This is a genomic window from Streptomyces sp. NPDC088350 (assembly GCF_044753545.1).
Lineage (GTDB): Bacteria > Actinomycetota > Actinomycetes > Streptomycetales > Streptomycetaceae > Streptomyces.
Map to the genome: position 1 here is coordinate 1 of NZ_JBIVNL010000001.1, position 15,038 is coordinate 15,038.

Sequence of the window (15,038 nt, forward strand, 5' to 3'; positions counted from 1 at the left end):
GGTCATTTCTAACCGCTCACATGCCATGCCAGTGGTTAGTCTGACACCCGGCTTCCAGCAACCCCCCACCCCGTCCTTCTCCCACCCCACCCGCTACCCACTCGCGGTTGGCCGCCGAACCGGCCCGCCGTGCCGGCGAAACGCACACGCGCCCCACCCACCGGCCCCGCGCACGCAACGCAGCCCGGGCAGCCTCCCCGATACGGACGTCCCCACCAGCCGTTGGCCGCCCAGACGGCCCAGACGGCCCGGCGAAACGCACACGCGCACCACCCACCCGGCGTTGGCCGCCGAGACGGCCCGGCGTGCTGGCGAGACGCAGACGCGCCCCCGCCGCACCGGCCCGGGACGCAGCCCAGGCAAGGGGATACAGGCCCGGGCCCCCCGTCCTTCCGGGCCGCTCGCTCGCTTCTCCAACGGGCTGGAGCGGCCCGAGTCAAGGGTGACCCGAAGGGGCATCGCCGCAGGCGACGCGACCGCAGGGAGCGCCCTTTACTCGGGACGCGGAAGCCCGACACTGACAAAGAAGCGAGTGGCCCAACGGCAACTGCCAAGCGCCCCGGACCTCCCCTACGGCGCAAGGATCCCCGTCTGGGATTCAGGCCGCATCAACCTGTTCGGGAGGGCCGGACATGTTAGTGGGGTGGCCGTTTTGTACACGCTTGCTCTGCCGAAGATGGTGCTCATACGAACCGCGCAGACCGAAGCGGACGCCCGCACTCTGGCTCTGGCAGCACACATACCGCCGTGGACGATGGACAGCCCCGGCCCCGGCCCCGACCCCAGCGTTGCGAGCGAGTGCTTCCTGCGCGTCCTGGAACTGGCAGAGCACTACCGCGACGACCCGGACACCGTGCTGCGCGTGGGAACGGCCTTCGCGAACGGTCAACTGGGTATCTACGACTACCTGTTCAGCTCGGCACGCACCAGCGGCTCATCACCGGCACCGGGAGATACGTACCGCTGCCCGGCACCGAGCCGGACGTGCGCGTCGGTATCTTCCTGAACGAAGAGGAGCGCAGGGGGAAGGAGTTGGCGATTCAGATAGGCATCGCGGACGTCCTGTCCCGGGCCCGCTGGGCGACCGGCCGCCCGGTGAACGCCGTAGAGGTGACGCTCCGGCAGCGCGCGCCCCGAAGACGCACCTTCTTCGCCGACCTTCTGGGCACCACGCGCCTCACTTTCGGCGCCGATGTCGACAGCGTGCGGCTGCGTTCCGACGACCTGTCGCTGCCCCTGCGTACGGGAGACCCTGTGCTCGCCACCATCCTGAACCGTTACGCCGCCTCGCTGCCGCAGGTCCAGGAGCGGCCCACCACCTGGCCCGAGCACGTCCAGCAGACAATGGCCGTCGCGTTCGCGGAGGGTGACGTGTCGCTCGACTCCGTCGCCCGACGCCTGGCGATGAGCGCCCGTACGCTGCAGCGGCGGCTGGCCGAGGCCGGCACCACCTGGCGGCGCGAACTCGAGAACGCCCGCCGGCAACGACTCGACCGGCTGACCGGTCTGCCGGGGATCCCGACCCACCGGGCCGCCGAACTGCTCGGCTACTCCGACCCGCGCGCACTGCGCCGCGCCCAGCGGCGATGGGGCGAGCGGCGGAAGGGGGACCTGCTGTGAGGGCGAGCCGCACGGCCGGCGCCGGTGCGTCCGTCGCCCTCCTGTTCGCGACCCTCACCTCCTGCGGCGGCGCGGCAAAGACGCCCTCGATCACCGCGCCCGAGGTGTTCTACCTCCGACCCGTCGGCGACACGTCCGGCCCTCACGACAAGACGCCGTTCCACCTCTCCACCGACGACGGCACGGCGCACGCCGGAGGCAGAGGGACCGGCGGCCACACCCTCACCGCTGACGTACTGCCCGGCGCGGAGACCGCCGTCGTCCTGCGCAGGAGCGGGAACTGCACGGGCGGCCCCACCCACGTGACCTGTGAGGTCGGCCCCGAGTACGACAACTGGTCGGACGCCCCGCGCGTCACCCCGGTCGCGGCCAAGGTCAGCAAGCCGGGCGACGCGGGTGTCGTCCGTCTCGAACTCGCCGCGGGAGGGCTGGAGTTCGAGGAGCAGTACGCCAACTGCCGTTACCCGGACTTCTCCCACGGCCATATCGCCGTGTGCATGTTCCCGGACCTCCGCATAGCGCCGGGGCAGACCGTGGCCATACGTCCCGCCGTCCGCCTCCGCGTCCCGGAGGCGAAGATGTACGTCTCCGTCGGCAGCGACGTCAACGCCCTGGAACCCGGCGAGATCCAGACCTTCACGTGCACGATGCGCCTCGGCGACCCCGGCGAAGGCACCCTGACCCTCCAGGACAACGGCTCGACCGACGACTGGTACGTCGGCGACCGCGACCCGGACCCGCCAACGACAAGGGCGTCATCAGGGTCCGTTCCAAGGAAGGCCAGTAAATGACCTCGCCGGACTCACCCCCGGCCCAGCACCACCGTCCCCGAGGAGCAGAACCAGCCACCCGTCCCGGAGGCGACCCCGAGGCGCGGCAACTCCCCGTCCGCTCGCGTCACTTGACGCGCGCCGGCCTCTCCCCGCAACTGCCGTACCGCCTCCACCAGCAGGAACAGCCCCCGCATTCCCGGGTGTTGGGCCGACAGACCGCCCCCGTCCGTGTTCACGGGCAGCTCGCCGCCGACCACCCGCAAGCGTCCCTTCTCCACGAAGGCGCCCCCCTCGCCCTTCGCGCAGAAACCCAGGTCCTCCAGGGTCACCAACGTCATGTAGGTGAACGCGTCGTAGATCTCGGCGAAGTCGATCTCCTCCGGGCGGACCCCGGCCCGTTCGAAGGCGAGGCGCCCGCTCACCGCCGCCGGTGACACCGTGAAGTCGGGCCACTCGGACATCGCGGCGTGGGACACGGACTCCCCGGTGCCGAGCACCCATATCGGTGCGGTACGGCAGTCCCGTACGTACTCCTCGGCGGCCAGGAGTACCGCCGCGCCGCCGTCGGACCGTATGCAGCAGTGGAGTTTGGTGAAGGGGTCGGCGATCATCGGGCCGGAGAGCACGTCGTCCACGGTGATCGGGTCGCGGAACATCGCCTCGGGGTTGAGGGCGGCGTTGGCGCGGGCCTGTACCGCCACCTCCGCCAACTGCTCGATCGTGGTGCCGAATTCGAGCATGTGGCGGCGCGCGGCCATCGCGTACTTGGCGATCAGCGTGTGGCCGTAGGGGACTTCGAACTGGAGGGGGCCCCGCGCGCCGAAGGAGAGGTCGCCGGTTCGGCGGCCCGCCTTGATGTCGGCGCGGGCCGTCGAGCCGTAGACCAGCAGTACGGCGTTCGCGTGGCCCGCCGCTATCGCGTCCGCCGCGTGGGCCGCCATGACCTCCCAGGTCGAGCCGCCCACCGCCGTCGAGTCGACCCAGGTGGGGCGCAGGCCCAGGTACTCGGCCACCTCCACGGGGGGCAGGGTCCCCAGGCCCGCCGACGCGAAGCCGTCCACCACCTCACGGTTCAGGCCCGCGTCCGCCAGCGCGCGGCGGGCCGCCTGGGCGTGCAGGGCGTGGGGGGTCATGTCGTCGACGCGTCCGCAGTCGGACAGCGCCACGCCCACCACGGCGACCTTGCGGCTCCCCGGTGTCATGAGGGGCCTCCTCCCTCTGTGCATATCGTGCCCGGACTCCTAATATGACGGACCGTCAGATCTGGAGGGAAGTGCCATGGACGCCAGCTTCACCGCCGAGCAGGACGAGATCCGCCGTACCCTCCGCGAACTCCTCACCAAGCGCTGCGGGCCGGCCGAGTTCCGCGCCGCTCTCGACAGCCCCGCCGGGCATGATCCTGTCTTGTGGACCGCCCTTGCCGATCGGCTCGGTCTGCCAGGGCTCGCGCTTCCGGAGGCCTACGACGGGGTCGGCTGCACGCCCACCGAACTCGCCCTGGCCTGCGAGGAGACGGGGCGTTTCCTCGCTCCCTCTCCCCTTCTCGCCACCGCCGTACTCGTCGCTCCGCTCGTGCTCGCCCTCGGCACCGAGAGCCAGCGCGCCCGGCTGCTGCCCCGTATCGCCGCCGGTACCCTGACCGCCGCCCTCGCCGTACCCGGCACCGCCCTCACCACCGCCCTCACCCTCACCGGCGACAACGACGGGGAGTGGGCGGGGGGCGGGCGCGCGGGCGGGGTGCAGGCCAGGCCGGAGGGGGAGAGCGGGTGGCGGTTGTACGGGCAGGTCGGGCAGGTTCTCGACGGGCACAGTGCCGAGTTGCTGCTTGTCGCCGCCCATGCCGGAGGCTTTGCCCGGTCGCGGACTCTGCTGTTCCTCGTGGCGGGGGATGCCCTCGGGCTCGGACGGACGCGGCAGACCGCTCTTGACGCGACCCGGCCGCAGGCGCGGCTCGAACTGCGGGACGTAGAAGCCGAGTTGCTCGGTGCCGACGACAGTCCTCTCGTCCTGCGGGAGCTCTCCGCACTCGGCGACACCGCCGCCGCCGTGCTCGCCGCCGAGGCCGTGGGGGCCGCCGACCGCGCGTTGGAGCGGACCGTCCAACACGTCAAGCAGCGTGAGCAGTTCGGGCGGGCGATCGGGTCGTTCCAGGCGGTGAAGCACCGGCTGGCCGATGTGTATGTGCAGGTCCAGGCGGCCAAGTCGGCGGCCTACTACGCCGCTTGGGCCATCGGCAACGGGGAGCGGGTCGGTGGGCTCGCCCTCGCTCAGGCCCTGGAGGCGCTGCGGGGGGCTGCCGCCGAAGGGATCCAGCTGCACGGCGGGATCGGGTTCACCTGGGAGCACGAGGCCCACCTCTACTTCAAGCGCGCCGCCGGCGACGAACTGCTCTTCGGGCCGGTCCACCGGCTGCGAGCGCACGCCGCCCAGGGCGCGCACCTCTTCGAGAGCCGCGAGGTGACGGTGTGATCGGTGTGCGTGCGGTGCAGAAGGTGTCGTCGACCCGGGCGTTCGCGCGGATCGCCCCTCATGTCATTCCCGGCCTCGACCGGGCCGTGCACCGGCTCACGCGCGGGAAGGTGCTGCTCAGCGCGCAGATGCTGCCGGGGGTGATCCTGACCTCGACCGGTGCCAGGAGCGGACAGCCGCGCCGCAGTCCCCTCGCCTGTATGCCGGTGGAGGACGGCTGGATTCTCATCGGGTCCAACTTCGGGCGTACCGGCAACCCCGCCTGGACGCACAACCTCATCGCCCATCCCGACGCCGAGGTCAGTTGGAAGGGTGAGGAGATCCCGGTCAGCGCCCGGCTGTTGGAGGGCGAGGAGCGGGCCGAGGTGTGGAAGGCGGCGCTCGCCTTCTGGCCGCCGTACGCCACGTACCAGCAACGGGTGGAGCGGGAGATCCGGCTGTTCCGGATCACACGCAGGGCAGGCGACGGTCCACCTGGGTGAACCGCCGCCCGCGAGACAGGACTTGGGGACCTGAGAAGTCGGAGCCTGGGAAGCGGGAACTCCTACTTCGTCGGCTTCTTGCCGGTCACGCCCAGGTGGACCAACAGCGCCAGGTTCGGCTTGAGTTCAGCCTGCTTGACGCCCCACGTCTGGAAACCCTTCTGGTGCGAGGCGACGGCCGCGAGCATCGCGACCAGTGAACCGGCGACCGCCGCCGGGTTCACGTCCTTGTCGACCCGCCCCTTGGCCTGCAGTTCGGCGACCGCGTCCGAGAGGGAGTTGTTCACGGAGTTGAGGATCTTCATGCGGATCTTGTAGAAGCGTTTGTCGCCCTCGGCCGCTCCGAGGTCGACGACCCGCAGGATCGCGTCGTTCTTGCGCCAGAACTCGAGGAATCCGTCCACGAGTTCCTGCGCGGTGGTCCAGCCGGCCTTGCCGACCCAGGTGCGGCCGGCGAGGAGTTCGGTCAACCCGGCGCCCTCCGCGGCCATTTGCTCTGCGATCTCCAGGACGGCGCCTTCGACGTCCGGGAAGTACTGGTAGAAGGTCGCGGGTGAAGTCCCCGCCTTCCGGGCGACATCGATGACTTTGACGTCCCGGTAAGGGGAGGAGCTGAGCATCTCGCTGAGGCAGTCGAGCAGCTTCTGCCGGGTCGCCTGCCCACGCCGGCCGGCCACGCGGCCGTCGACGGTACGCACTTGTCCTGTCATGCCGTCAGCTTACCGAGGGGTGATCGGAGCGCGATTCGGCCGACTGCAAATGGGGTGCACGAGGGTCCAGAGGGTGGTGTGCCTGGTCTGCGGGGTGCGTGAGTCGCCGTTACTTTGACGGTATGGCCGAAAACAGGGCATCCGAGTACGGAGAGGGCGTCCCCTGCTGGGTGGACGCGCAGCTTCCCGACGTGGAGGCGGGCAGGCGGTTCTACGGTGAGCTCTTCGGGTGGACCTTCGAGGAGGCGTACGGCGGCTCCGTATGGGCCCGCAAGGACGGCGAGCCCGTCGCGGCGCTCGCCCACAAGACGGACGGGCGGATGCCGACCGTGTGGACGGTGTACTTCGCGACACCGGACGTGATGCGGCTGACCGGGCGTATCCAGGCGGCGGGCGGGCAGGTCGTCATGGCGCCGATTCCCTTGGGGGAACTGGGCACGGCCGCCCTCGCCGCCGACCCGGAGGGTGCCGTCTTCGGCCTGTGGCAGGCGGCCCGGCACCCCGGTTTCGGCGTCCGGCACAAGGCCGGCACCTTCGGCTGGGCCGAGCTGTACGCCCGTGACACCGAGGCCGCCAACACGTTCTACGGCGGACTCTTCACCGACGCCCTCTTCGGGCCGGACGCCGTTCCCGACTTCGGGCGGGCGCCGGTCTCGGACGCGTTCCCGGTCGAGATGCCGCCCCATTTCCTCGTCCACTTCCGGGTCGACGACCTCGCGGCCGTTCTGGGGGCGGTGCACCGGCTCGGGGGGCGGGTCCAGGTTCCGCTCTTCGAGACGTCGTACGGAGAAGTGGTCGTCGTCACAGACAATCAAGGGGCGTCGTTCGCGCTGCTGCAACGCTGACACCTGGATGTTTGTCCGTAGATATGGCGAGACACCCCGATTAGTCGCCGGGTTCGCAACCTGTGGCCGGGCCAGGAAGAATCAGGGTGCGTGCCGCCATGGCGGTGCGGTGGTGAGACGCTGCACGGGGTCGCGTACATATGTGGGTGACGCGGCTCGTACGGGGAGGTGGCAGGCAAGTGGTGGATCAGCTGACGCAGCACGATCCGCGGCGGATCGGGCCGTTCGAGGTGCTGGGACGGCTGGGCGCGGGCGGCATGGGGCTGGTCTATCTCGCGCGCTCGGCGTCCGGCCGGCGTGTGGCGATCAAGACCGTGCGGACGGAACTCGCCGAGGACCAGTTGTTCCGGGTCCGTTTCACGCGTGAGGTCGAGGCCGCGCGGGCGGTCTCCGGCTTCTACACGGCGGCCGTGGTCGACGCCGATCCGCGGGCGGCCGTGCCGTGGCTGGCCACCGCGTACGTTCCGGCGCCCTCCCTCGAAGAGATAGTGAACGAGTGCGGGCCGATGCCGGCCCAGGCGGTGCGCTGGCTCGCGGCCGGGGTCGCGGAGGCGCTGCAGTCCATCCACGGGGCGGGTCTCGTCCACCGCGACCTCAAACCGTCCAACGTGCTCGTGGTCGAGGACGGGCCGCGGGTCATCGACTTCGGTATCGCCTCCGGCGTGTCGAACACCCGTTTGACGATGACGAACGTGGCGGTGGGCACCCCCGCCTACATGTCCCCGGAGCAGGCCAAGGACTCGCGCAGCGTCACCGGCGCGAGCGATGTGTTCTCGCTCGGCTCGATGCTCGTCTTCGCCGCCACCGGACACCCCCCGTTCCACGGCGCCAACCCGGTCGAGACCGTGTTCATGCTGCTGCGCGAGGGCCCCGACCTCGCCGGCCTCCCGGACGAACTGCGGCCCCTCATCGAGTCCTGTATGCAGATGGAGGCCACCGGCCGCCCCAACCCGGCCGACCTCCAGGCCCAGCTCGCCCCCCACCTCTTCGGCTCCGGCTCCGACGACAGCGGTACGGCGTCGGCCTGGCTGCCCGAGCGCGCGGTGACCCTGATCGAGACCCGGCGCGGCGGACGCCCGCCCGTGAAACCGACGCCCACCGCCGGCCGCAGCGGTGGCGGACGCGTCCCCGTACCGCCGCCGCCCTCCCACGACCCCGTCGTACCCGTCCCGGTCGGCGCCCCCGACACCGGGCCCGTACGGCTGGCCGGCGCCCCGGTGCCCATCGGCCCCGGGCCGCGCGTCGCCGACGCCCGCGCCGCCGCCGTGAAGGCACCCCCTCCGGAGGCCGGCCTGGTCGCCTCCTGGTCCCGGCCGCGCCCCGGCGTCAACGGCACGGACGCCGCCGTGGGCCCCGCCGTACCCGTACCGCCCCCGCTGCCCCCGGAGACCGCGTCCGGCTGGCGGCCGTGGCGGTTCCGCATGTCGAACGACGTCTGGGGCACCCCGACCGTCGCCGGTGACCTCGTCTACGTCACCTCCTTCGAGGTGCACGCGCTCGACGTCGCGACCGGCCGCCGCAGCTTCAAGACCCGGGACGTCGCCTGGTCGATGGCGGTCGCGGACGGCCGTATCCACGCCTCGGACGGGCCCACCCTCTTCGCCCTGGACGCCCGCGAGGGCGGTGACCTGTGGCGGTTGTCCACGGACGCCTGGGTGTACTCCCTCAAGGCCGAGCGCGGCACCGTCGTCACCGGTACGCGCGGCGGCGGAGTGCAGGCCTGGGAGGCGTCCACCGGCCGGAAGCTCTGGCAGCTGACCGGCGCGCAGACCGACTTCGAGTCACCGGAGGCGGGCCCGGCGCTGCACGACGGCACCGTGTACGTGTGGCAGGACGCCCGGCTGCGCGCCCTGGACGCCCGGACGGGCGACGAGCGCTGGACGTACCCGATCGGCGACGCGGCCTCCTGCGGCGGTGTACCCGTACGGATCACCGCCGCCCCGGACGGCCATGTGTACGTCTCCGCCGGTACCCGCGTCCTGTCCGTCGAGGTGGCGAGCGGCCGGGTCCGCTGGCACTTCGAGGCCCCCGCGGTCTTCCTCTGCCCGCCCACCTTCGCGCCCGGCCCGGCGGTGACGGGTGGGGGGATCTATCTGGCCGACTACCTCGGCACGGTCTACGCCCTCGACGCCACCGACGGCCGCGACCGCTGGCGCATCGCGACGGAGTCCCGGGCGTCGATCGAACCGGTCCTGGTCGCCGCCGGCCATGTCCACGTCGGCAGCGGCAAGGGCCTCTACACGCTCGACGCGGTCACCGGTACACCCAAGTGGCGCTTCCAGGCGGGCGGCGACATCGTGGGCGCCCCCGCGGTCGCCGAGGGCCGGATCCACTTCGGCTCCACCGACCACCTCCTCTACACCCTCAAGGCCGACGACGGCCGCCTGCGCTGGAAGCTCGCCACCGGCGGCGAGATCACCGGGGCACCGGTCGTCAGGGACGGGGTCGTGTACGCGTGCAGCAAGGACCGCTGCGTGTACGCCCTCGACGCGGAGAAGGGGACGGGCACGGCAAGGACCGCGTGAGCGGCGCCGGTTGGGGGATCAGTACCATGATCCCCATGCGGACGCGGGGGCGCAGGCTCAGATTCACGGCGGTACTGGCACTGACGGTTCTCACCCTCACCGGCTTCTCCACCGGACGGCACCACAGCGGCAGCCGTCACAAGGGCGGGAGCGGCGGGGGAGGGTGCAGCAGCTCCAGCCAGGATCACGACAGTTCGACATCACGCCGGTCCACCTACCGTTCCACGCCTGCCGCTACGGCCTCCTCCGGCAGCGGCACCAGCAGCCTGCTGGACGGCACGGCGAAGCTGGTGAGCTGCGCGACGGCGACCAGGCAGTACGCGACGGTCGAGGTCAGCAACCCGAACGACCGCGAGGCCACCTTCTCCGTCGACGTCACCTTCGAGGACGCCCAGGACAACGAGGTCGACTTCAACTACGCGGACGTCAAGGTCCCGGCGAACGGCAGGGCGACCGTGCGGGTGCGCTTCCTCGGCAGCTCCACCCCGGTGGACCACTGTGTCGTCGACCGCCGGGCCACAGCGACGAGTTGACCCTCACCGGGTCCGGAAACCGCCGTTCTTCCGGTCGGCGAACAACTCCGCCTGCCGTTCGGTCGGGAGATTGCCCAGGGCGATCAACGGCGGCGCCTGCGCGTACGCCTGCGCCCGCGCCGCCTCCTTCGCCGCCCACAACGCCCGCACGGTGCCCTGAACGCCCTCGGTCGGATACCCGGCGATGACGGTCGCGCAGGCCAGGGCGGCCTCCAACGCCCCGCCGGGCCCGGTGAGTTCGGAGACCAGCCCGAACTCGTACGCCCGCCGCGCCGAGATCCGCTCCGCCGTCCCCATGAGCATCATCCGCGCGACCTCCCCGTACGGCATCCGGTGCGCCATCAGCACCGACTCGTACGCGCTGACCATGCCGTAGGTGGTGTGCGGGTCGAAGAACACGGCGGTCGGATCGGCGACCACGAACTCGCTCTCGCCCAGCAGATAGAAGGCCCCGCCGCAGGCCATCCCGCGTACCGCTGAGATCACCGGTTTCCACAGGTCGTTGGCCTTCGGCCCGATGGTCAGCAGCGGATCGTCCTGCATGTACGGCGAGTTGGGCTGCGGCACGACCGCGTCCCGGTCGAGCCCGGTGCAGAAGGCGCGCTCCCCGGCCCCGGTGAGGACGACGGCCCGCACGGAGTCGTCGAACCGCAGCTCCCGCCATACGGCGGCCAGTTCGGCGGCCGTGGCGAGGTCGATCGCGTTGAGCCGGTGCGGCCGGTCGAGGGTGACGACGGCGACACCCGTGTCCTTGTCGACGGAGACGCCGAGAGTCATGACCGCTCCAGAACCCACTGAGGAAGCCCCGCCTCGCCGAACACGACCTGCACCCGTGCCCCGATCCGGACCCGCTCAGGAGCAAGGGAGTCGAGGGCGGCCCCCGGCCCGGTGACGAGATTCCCGACCAGCCGGATCCGCGGGTGTTCCACCAGCTCGACCACGACCACGTTGTACGGGGCGACGGCGGCGTAGTCGGGCAGGAGCGGGGGGTGCGGGAAGACGTACGACCACACCCGCCCCTGCCCGCTCACCTGCCGCCATTCACTCGCGAAGGACTGGCAGTGGGGGCAGCAGGGGCGGGGCGGGAAGCGGGGTTCGTCGCAGTCGGCGCAGGTCTGGACGCGGAGTTCGCCTGCGCGGGCGTACTCCCAGAAGGGGGCGCCGTCGGTGTCGGTGACGGGAGTGAGCATGGCGGTCGACTCCTCGTTTCACTTCGTGAGCAGCAGGGCGGAGGTGGGGACACCCTCGCCCGCCGTCACCAGGCAGGTGGCGGCGTCCGGGACCTGGGCGGTGCTGGTGCCGCGCAGTTGCCGTACGCCCTCGTTGATCAGGTTGAACCCGTGGACGTACGCCTCGGAGAGCCCGCCGCCACCGGTGTTGAGGGGGAGTTGCCCGCCGATTTCGAGGGCGCCGCCCTCCGTGAAGGCGCCGCCCTCGCCGCGCCCGCAGAAGCCGTAGCCCTCCAGGGAGAGCGGGACGAGGGCGGTGAACGCGTCGTAGATCTGGGCGACATCGACGTCCTGCGGGGTGAAGTCGGCGTGTTTCCACAGGTGTCGGGCGGCGGTCCAGGCCGGCCCCGTGAGGGGGTCGTCGTTCCAGTAGTTGACCATGCCGTGGTGCTGGGCGGGGAGGCCCTGGGCGGCGGAGTGGATGAGGACCGGGGTGCGCCGGCAGTCCCGGGCACGTTCGCGGGAGACGACCACGCAGGCCAACGCCCCGTCCGTCTCAAGGCAGTTGTCGAAGAGGCAGAGGGGTTCGCTGATCCAGCGGGAGGTCATGTACATCTCGCGGGTGAGCGGGCGGTCGTACATGATGGCCGCCGGATTCTGGTTGGCCCTGTTTCGGCAGGCGAGGGCGACGTTGAACAGGTGGTCCCGGGTGGCGCCGTACTCGTACATGTAGCGGCGGGTGAGCATGGCTATCTCGTCGGCCGGCCGGAGGAGCCCGAAAGGGCGGGTCCACTGGGCGGGGGTGGGGAGTTGGCGGGCGGTGTCGGTCCACGGTCTGGGCCCGCTGCCCCGCTTCCGCGACCGCCAGGCCACGCCCACGGTCGCCTGCCCGGCGGCGATGGCGGTGGCGAGATGGGCGACCGTGGCACACGAACCGCCGCCCCCGTACCCGACCTTGCTGAAGAAGGTCAGGTCCCCGAAACCGACGGCCTTCGCCAGTTCGACCTCGTCGGTCTCCTCCATCGTGTAGGAGGCGAGGGCGTCGACCTCGCCGGGGGCGATCCCGGCGTCGTCGAGGGCGGCGAGCACGGCACGACAGGCCAAGGTCCTCTCGTCCTCGGGGAGTTGCCTGGCGAAGGAGGTCTGTCCGATCCCGACGATGGCGGTCGCGTCCTTCAGTCCGGCCATGCGCTGTCCGGCCATGCTCTGTGCACCTCCGCGTGACACCGGGGCTGCTGACAGGGCGTCAGGCTACAGCTAATCTGACGGGTAGTCAGCTACTGGGTGCAGGGAGGCCGTTCATGCGCGGAGACGTGGAGTGGGGCAGCATCCCGGGCCTGGTGCGCTCGGCCGCGGAACGGTACGCGGACGCCGAGGCGGTGGTGGAGGGCCGGACGAGGATCTCCTACGCCGAGCTGGGCGCCCGGGTGGAACGCGCGGCGGCGGCCTGTCTCGCCGCCGGGGTGGAGGTCGGCGACCGGGTCGGCATCTGGGCGCCGAACTCGACGGACTGGATCGTCTCGGCGCTGGGCGCGGTGTCGGCGGGCGCGGTACTGGTGCCGCTGAACACCCGCTTCAAGGGCAGCGAGGCGGCGTACGTACTGCGGAGCGGCGGGGCACGGCTGCTGTTCGTGACGGGGACGTTCCTGGGCACGTCGTACGTGGCGTCGCTGCGCCGGGCGGCGGGGGAGGGCGTGGGCGACGGTCCCCTGCCCGGGCTCCCGGCGCTGGAGCAGGTGGTGGTGCTGGCGGACGACGCCCCCGCCGACTTCCGTACCTGGAAGGACTTCCTGGCGGGCGGCGAGGGGGTGGGCGAGGAGGAAGTGCGGGAGCGGGCACGGGAGTTGGACGGCTCGACGGTCTCGGACATCATCTTCACGTCGGGTACGACGGGCCGTCCGAAGGGCGCGGTGATCACGCACGCGCAGACGCTGCGGGCGTACGAGGTGTGGAGCGATCTCGCGGGGTTGCGGCAGGGCGACCGCTATCTGATCGTGAACCCCTTCTTCCACACCTTCGGCTACAAGGCGGGCGTGATCGCCTGCCTGATGCGGGGCGCGACGATGATCCCGCAGCCGGTGTTCGACGTCGACACGGTCCTGGCGAACATCGCCGCGGAACGGGTGTCGGTCCTCCCGGGCCCGCCCACCCTGCACCAGTCCCTGCTGGACCATCCGGCCCGGGACTCCCACGACCTCTCGGCGCTGCGGCTCGTGGTCACGGGCGCGGCGGTGGTGCCGTTGCGGCTGGTGGAGCGGTTGCGGGGCGAGCTGGGGGTGGGGACGGTGCTGACGGCCTACGGGCTCTCGGAGGCCGGCGGCATCGTGACGATGTGCCGGCGGGGGGACGATCCGGCGGTCATCGCGTCGACGTCGGGGCGCGCGATTCCGGGGACCGATGTCCGGGTGGAGGCCCCGCTCGGCTCCCCGGGCGAGGTGCTGGTCCGCGGCTTCAACGTCATGCGCGGCTACTACGAGGACGCGGCGGCCACGGCGGAGGTCCTGGGCGAGGACGGCTGGCTGCGGACCGGTGACGTCGGCGTCCTGGACGGCGAGGGCAACCTCCGGATCACCGACCGCATCAAGGACATGTTCATCGTCGGCGGCTTCAACGCGTACCCGGCGGAGATAGAGCAGCTCCTCGGCGTCCATCCCGATGTGGCGGACGTGGCGGTGATCGGCGTACCGGACGCGCGGCTCGGCGAGGTCGGCAAGGCGTATGTCGTACGGCGGCCGGGGGTGACACTGACCGGCGACGACCTGATCGCCTGGGCCCGCCGGGAGATGGCGAACTACAAGGTGCCGAGGGCGGTGGAGTTCGTGGGGGAGCTGCCCCGGAACGCGAGCGGGAAGGTGGTCAAGGGGGAATTGCGGGGGGCGTGACGCGCGGTATGGTGATGGGTATGGCAACGAAGAAGTACACCGTCACGCTTCCGGAGGAGCTTGCCGAGGAGATCCGGCGGGAGGTCGGGAGCGGGGGGTTCAGCGCGTATGTCACCAAGGCCATAGAGCGTCAGCACGAGCGGGATCGGCTGGGGGAGCTCGTCGCGTGGATGCAGGAGGAGAGCGGCGGGCCGCTCACTCCCGAGGAGCTGGCGGCGGCGGAGGCCGAGCTGAGCGATGTTGAACACCAGTTCGATGAACCTGCCTCGTCCGGTCATCACGAGCTTCCGTTGGCGGGCTGAATGTCACTCGACTGTTTGGTGCTGGACAGTGAAGGCCTGTCGCGGGCGGCGCTGCGGGATCGCGGGATGGCGGCTCTGCTGGCAGTCGCCCACAAGAAGGGTCTTCGGGTGGTGACCAGCTCGATGACCCTGATCGAGGCCTACCACAGCCAGGTCCGACGTGAGGCCTGGACGTGGGTGATGTCCCGCATCGTGGTGGAACCCGTGACGCGGGAGATCGCCGACGCCGCGATCGACCTCCTCAGGGAGACGGGCCTGCACGGCCACAAATACGCCATCGACGCCGCACTCGCGGTGATCGCGGGCCGTCAGCCCGGGAACGTCGCGCTGTACACGTCCGACCTGGACGACATGCGGAAGCTGTGCGCGCCGCGAGTAGCCGTAAGAGCGCTCTAGCTCCCGCCTCCGGACACACATCGGCCGCGACGGTCCCCCCTGGGCCGTCGCGGCCGATCCCCCGTGTGGGAGAAGGTCTAGCTGGGGTCGGACGTGATGTGCGTGTTGTCCGGCGTGTCCGTGCCGTCGCCGTCGGCGGCCACGACGGCCTCGACGTCGGTGATGTGCGTGTTGAGCGGCTTGAGGTCGCCGGTCAGCTTCGTGTCGGTGATGTGGGTGTTGTCCGGCGTGACGACCGTCTCGTCGTTCGTGATGTCGCTCATCCTGCTGTTCTCCTTGGAGATCGCGGTCGAAATGTGGCGGGCCCACCCGGTCACTCCCCCGAGGATGAC

At 71.1% G+C, this 15,038-nt stretch carries 17 protein-coding genes; 11 read left to right on the forward strand and 6 right to left on the reverse strand.

Annotated features, from left to right (window positions below; translation table 11 throughout):
• The first annotated feature begins 676 nt into the window (after positions 1-676).
• Genes ACIQBL_RS00005 through ACIQBL_RS00015 form a run of 3 tightly spaced genes read left to right on the forward strand, consistent with a single transcriptional unit; the run spans position 677 to position 2,411 of the window.
• Positions 677-1,006 (forward strand): hypothetical protein, encoded by a 330-nt coding sequence (locus ACIQBL_RS00005; protein WP_401935103.1) that lies wholly within the window; start codon positions 677-679, stop codon positions 1,004-1,006.
• Positions 985-1,620, forward strand: coding sequence for a hypothetical protein (locus ACIQBL_RS00010; protein WP_401935105.1), 636 nt, complete (start codon positions 985-987; stop codon positions 1,618-1,620). The genes ACIQBL_RS00005 and ACIQBL_RS00010 overlap by 22 nt, the downstream gene beginning before the upstream one ends.
• Positions 1,617-2,411 (forward strand): hypothetical protein, encoded by a 795-nt coding sequence (locus ACIQBL_RS00015; protein ID WP_401935107.1) that lies wholly within the window; start codon positions 1,617-1,619, stop codon positions 2,409-2,411. The genes ACIQBL_RS00010 and ACIQBL_RS00015 overlap by 4 nt, the downstream gene beginning before the upstream one ends.
• Positions 2,412-2,422: 11 nt before the next feature.
• On the opposite strand, the gene ACIQBL_RS00020 is transcribed toward ACIQBL_RS00015, so the two are convergent.
• Positions 2,423-3,595 (reverse strand): thiolase C-terminal domain-containing protein, encoded by a 1,173-nt coding sequence (locus ACIQBL_RS00020; RefSeq protein WP_401935108.1) that lies wholly within the window; start codon positions 3,593-3,595, stop codon positions 2,423-2,425.
• Between the two features lie 76 nt (positions 3,596-3,671).
• Between ACIQBL_RS00020 and ACIQBL_RS00025 the strand changes: the two genes are divergently transcribed.
• Entirely contained in the window at positions 3,672-4,862 is a 1,191-nt protein-coding gene (locus tag ACIQBL_RS00025; RefSeq protein ID WP_401935110.1) for an acyl-CoA dehydrogenase family protein, read from the forward strand.
• Positions 4,859-5,344, forward strand: coding sequence for a nitroreductase family deazaflavin-dependent oxidoreductase (locus ACIQBL_RS00030; protein WP_401935112.1), 486 nt, complete (start codon positions 4,859-4,861; stop codon positions 5,342-5,344). Before ACIQBL_RS00025 ends, ACIQBL_RS00030 begins: the two co-directional genes overlap by 4 nt.
• Before the next feature lie 62 nt (positions 5,345-5,406).
• Here the strand turns inward: ACIQBL_RS00030 and ACIQBL_RS00035 are convergent, their stop codons facing one another.
• Positions 5,407-6,054 (reverse strand): TetR family transcriptional regulator, encoded by a 648-nt coding sequence (locus ACIQBL_RS00035; RefSeq protein WP_401935114.1) that lies wholly within the window; start codon positions 6,052-6,054, stop codon positions 5,407-5,409.
• 122 nt (positions 6,055-6,176) lie between these two features.
• Here ACIQBL_RS00035 and ACIQBL_RS00040 point away from each other — a divergent pair, with 122 nt between their 5' ends.
• The 3 genes from ACIQBL_RS00040 (at position 6,177) to ACIQBL_RS00050 (ending at position 9,957) form a co-directional block, all read left to right on the forward strand.
• Complete coding sequence (locus tag ACIQBL_RS00040) at positions 6,177-6,899, forward strand: VOC family protein (RefSeq protein ID WP_401935116.1); 723 nt, start codon at positions 6,177-6,179, stop codon at positions 6,897-6,899.
• 179 nt (positions 6,900-7,078) lie between these two features.
• Entirely contained in the window at positions 7,079-9,424 is a 2,346-nt protein-coding gene (locus tag ACIQBL_RS00045) for a PQQ-binding-like beta-propeller repeat protein (RefSeq protein ID WP_401935117.1), read from the forward strand.
• Positions 9,425-9,459: 35 nt separating this feature from the next.
• Entirely contained in the window at positions 9,460-9,957 is a 498-nt protein-coding gene (locus ACIQBL_RS00050) for a hypothetical protein (RefSeq protein ID WP_401935119.1), read from the forward strand.
• A gap of 3 nt (positions 9,958-9,960) precedes the next feature.
• Here the strand turns inward: ACIQBL_RS00050 and ACIQBL_RS00055 are convergent, their stop codons facing one another.
• From ACIQBL_RS00055 to ACIQBL_RS00065, 3 genes are read right to left on the reverse strand one after another with little or no spacing between them, the layout of a single operon-like run.
• A complete protein-coding gene (locus ACIQBL_RS00055) occupies positions 9,961-10,734 on the reverse strand; it encodes an enoyl-CoA hydratase/isomerase family protein (protein WP_401935121.1) in 774 nt (257 codons plus the stop codon).
• Positions 10,731-11,147, reverse strand: coding sequence for a Zn-ribbon domain-containing OB-fold protein (locus ACIQBL_RS00060; protein ID WP_401935123.1), 417 nt, complete (start codon positions 11,145-11,147; stop codon positions 10,731-10,733). The genes ACIQBL_RS00055 and ACIQBL_RS00060 overlap by 4 nt, the downstream gene beginning before the upstream one ends.
• An 18-nt stretch (positions 11,148-11,165) precedes the next feature.
• A complete protein-coding gene (locus ACIQBL_RS00065; RefSeq protein ID WP_401936942.1) occupies positions 11,166-12,314 on the reverse strand; it encodes a lipid-transfer protein in 1,149 nt (382 codons plus the stop codon).
• 113 nt (positions 12,315-12,427) lie between these two features.
• Between ACIQBL_RS00065 and ACIQBL_RS00070 the strand changes: the two genes are divergently transcribed.
• Genes ACIQBL_RS00070 through ACIQBL_RS00080 form a run of 3 tightly spaced genes read left to right on the forward strand, consistent with a single transcriptional unit; the run spans position 12,428 to position 14,706 of the window.
• Positions 12,428-14,008, forward strand: coding sequence for a FadD3 family acyl-CoA ligase (locus ACIQBL_RS00070; protein WP_401935125.1), 1,581 nt, complete (start codon positions 12,428-12,430; stop codon positions 14,006-14,008).
• Positions 14,009-14,028: 20 nt separating this feature from the next.
• Positions 14,029-14,310, forward strand: a complete 282-nt coding sequence (locus ACIQBL_RS00075) for a hypothetical protein (RefSeq protein WP_401935127.1) — start codon at positions 14,029-14,031, stop codon at positions 14,308-14,310.
• Positions 14,311-14,706, forward strand: a complete 396-nt coding sequence (locus ACIQBL_RS00080; RefSeq protein WP_401935128.1) for a hypothetical protein — start codon at positions 14,311-14,313, stop codon at positions 14,704-14,706.
• 77 nt (positions 14,707-14,783) lie between these two features.
• On the opposite strand, the gene ACIQBL_RS00085 is transcribed toward ACIQBL_RS00080, so the two are convergent.
• Positions 14,784-14,969, reverse strand: coding sequence for a hypothetical protein (locus tag ACIQBL_RS00085; protein WP_401935130.1), 186 nt, complete (start codon positions 14,967-14,969; stop codon positions 14,784-14,786).
• Between the last annotated feature and the right edge of the window lie 69 nt (positions 14,970-15,038).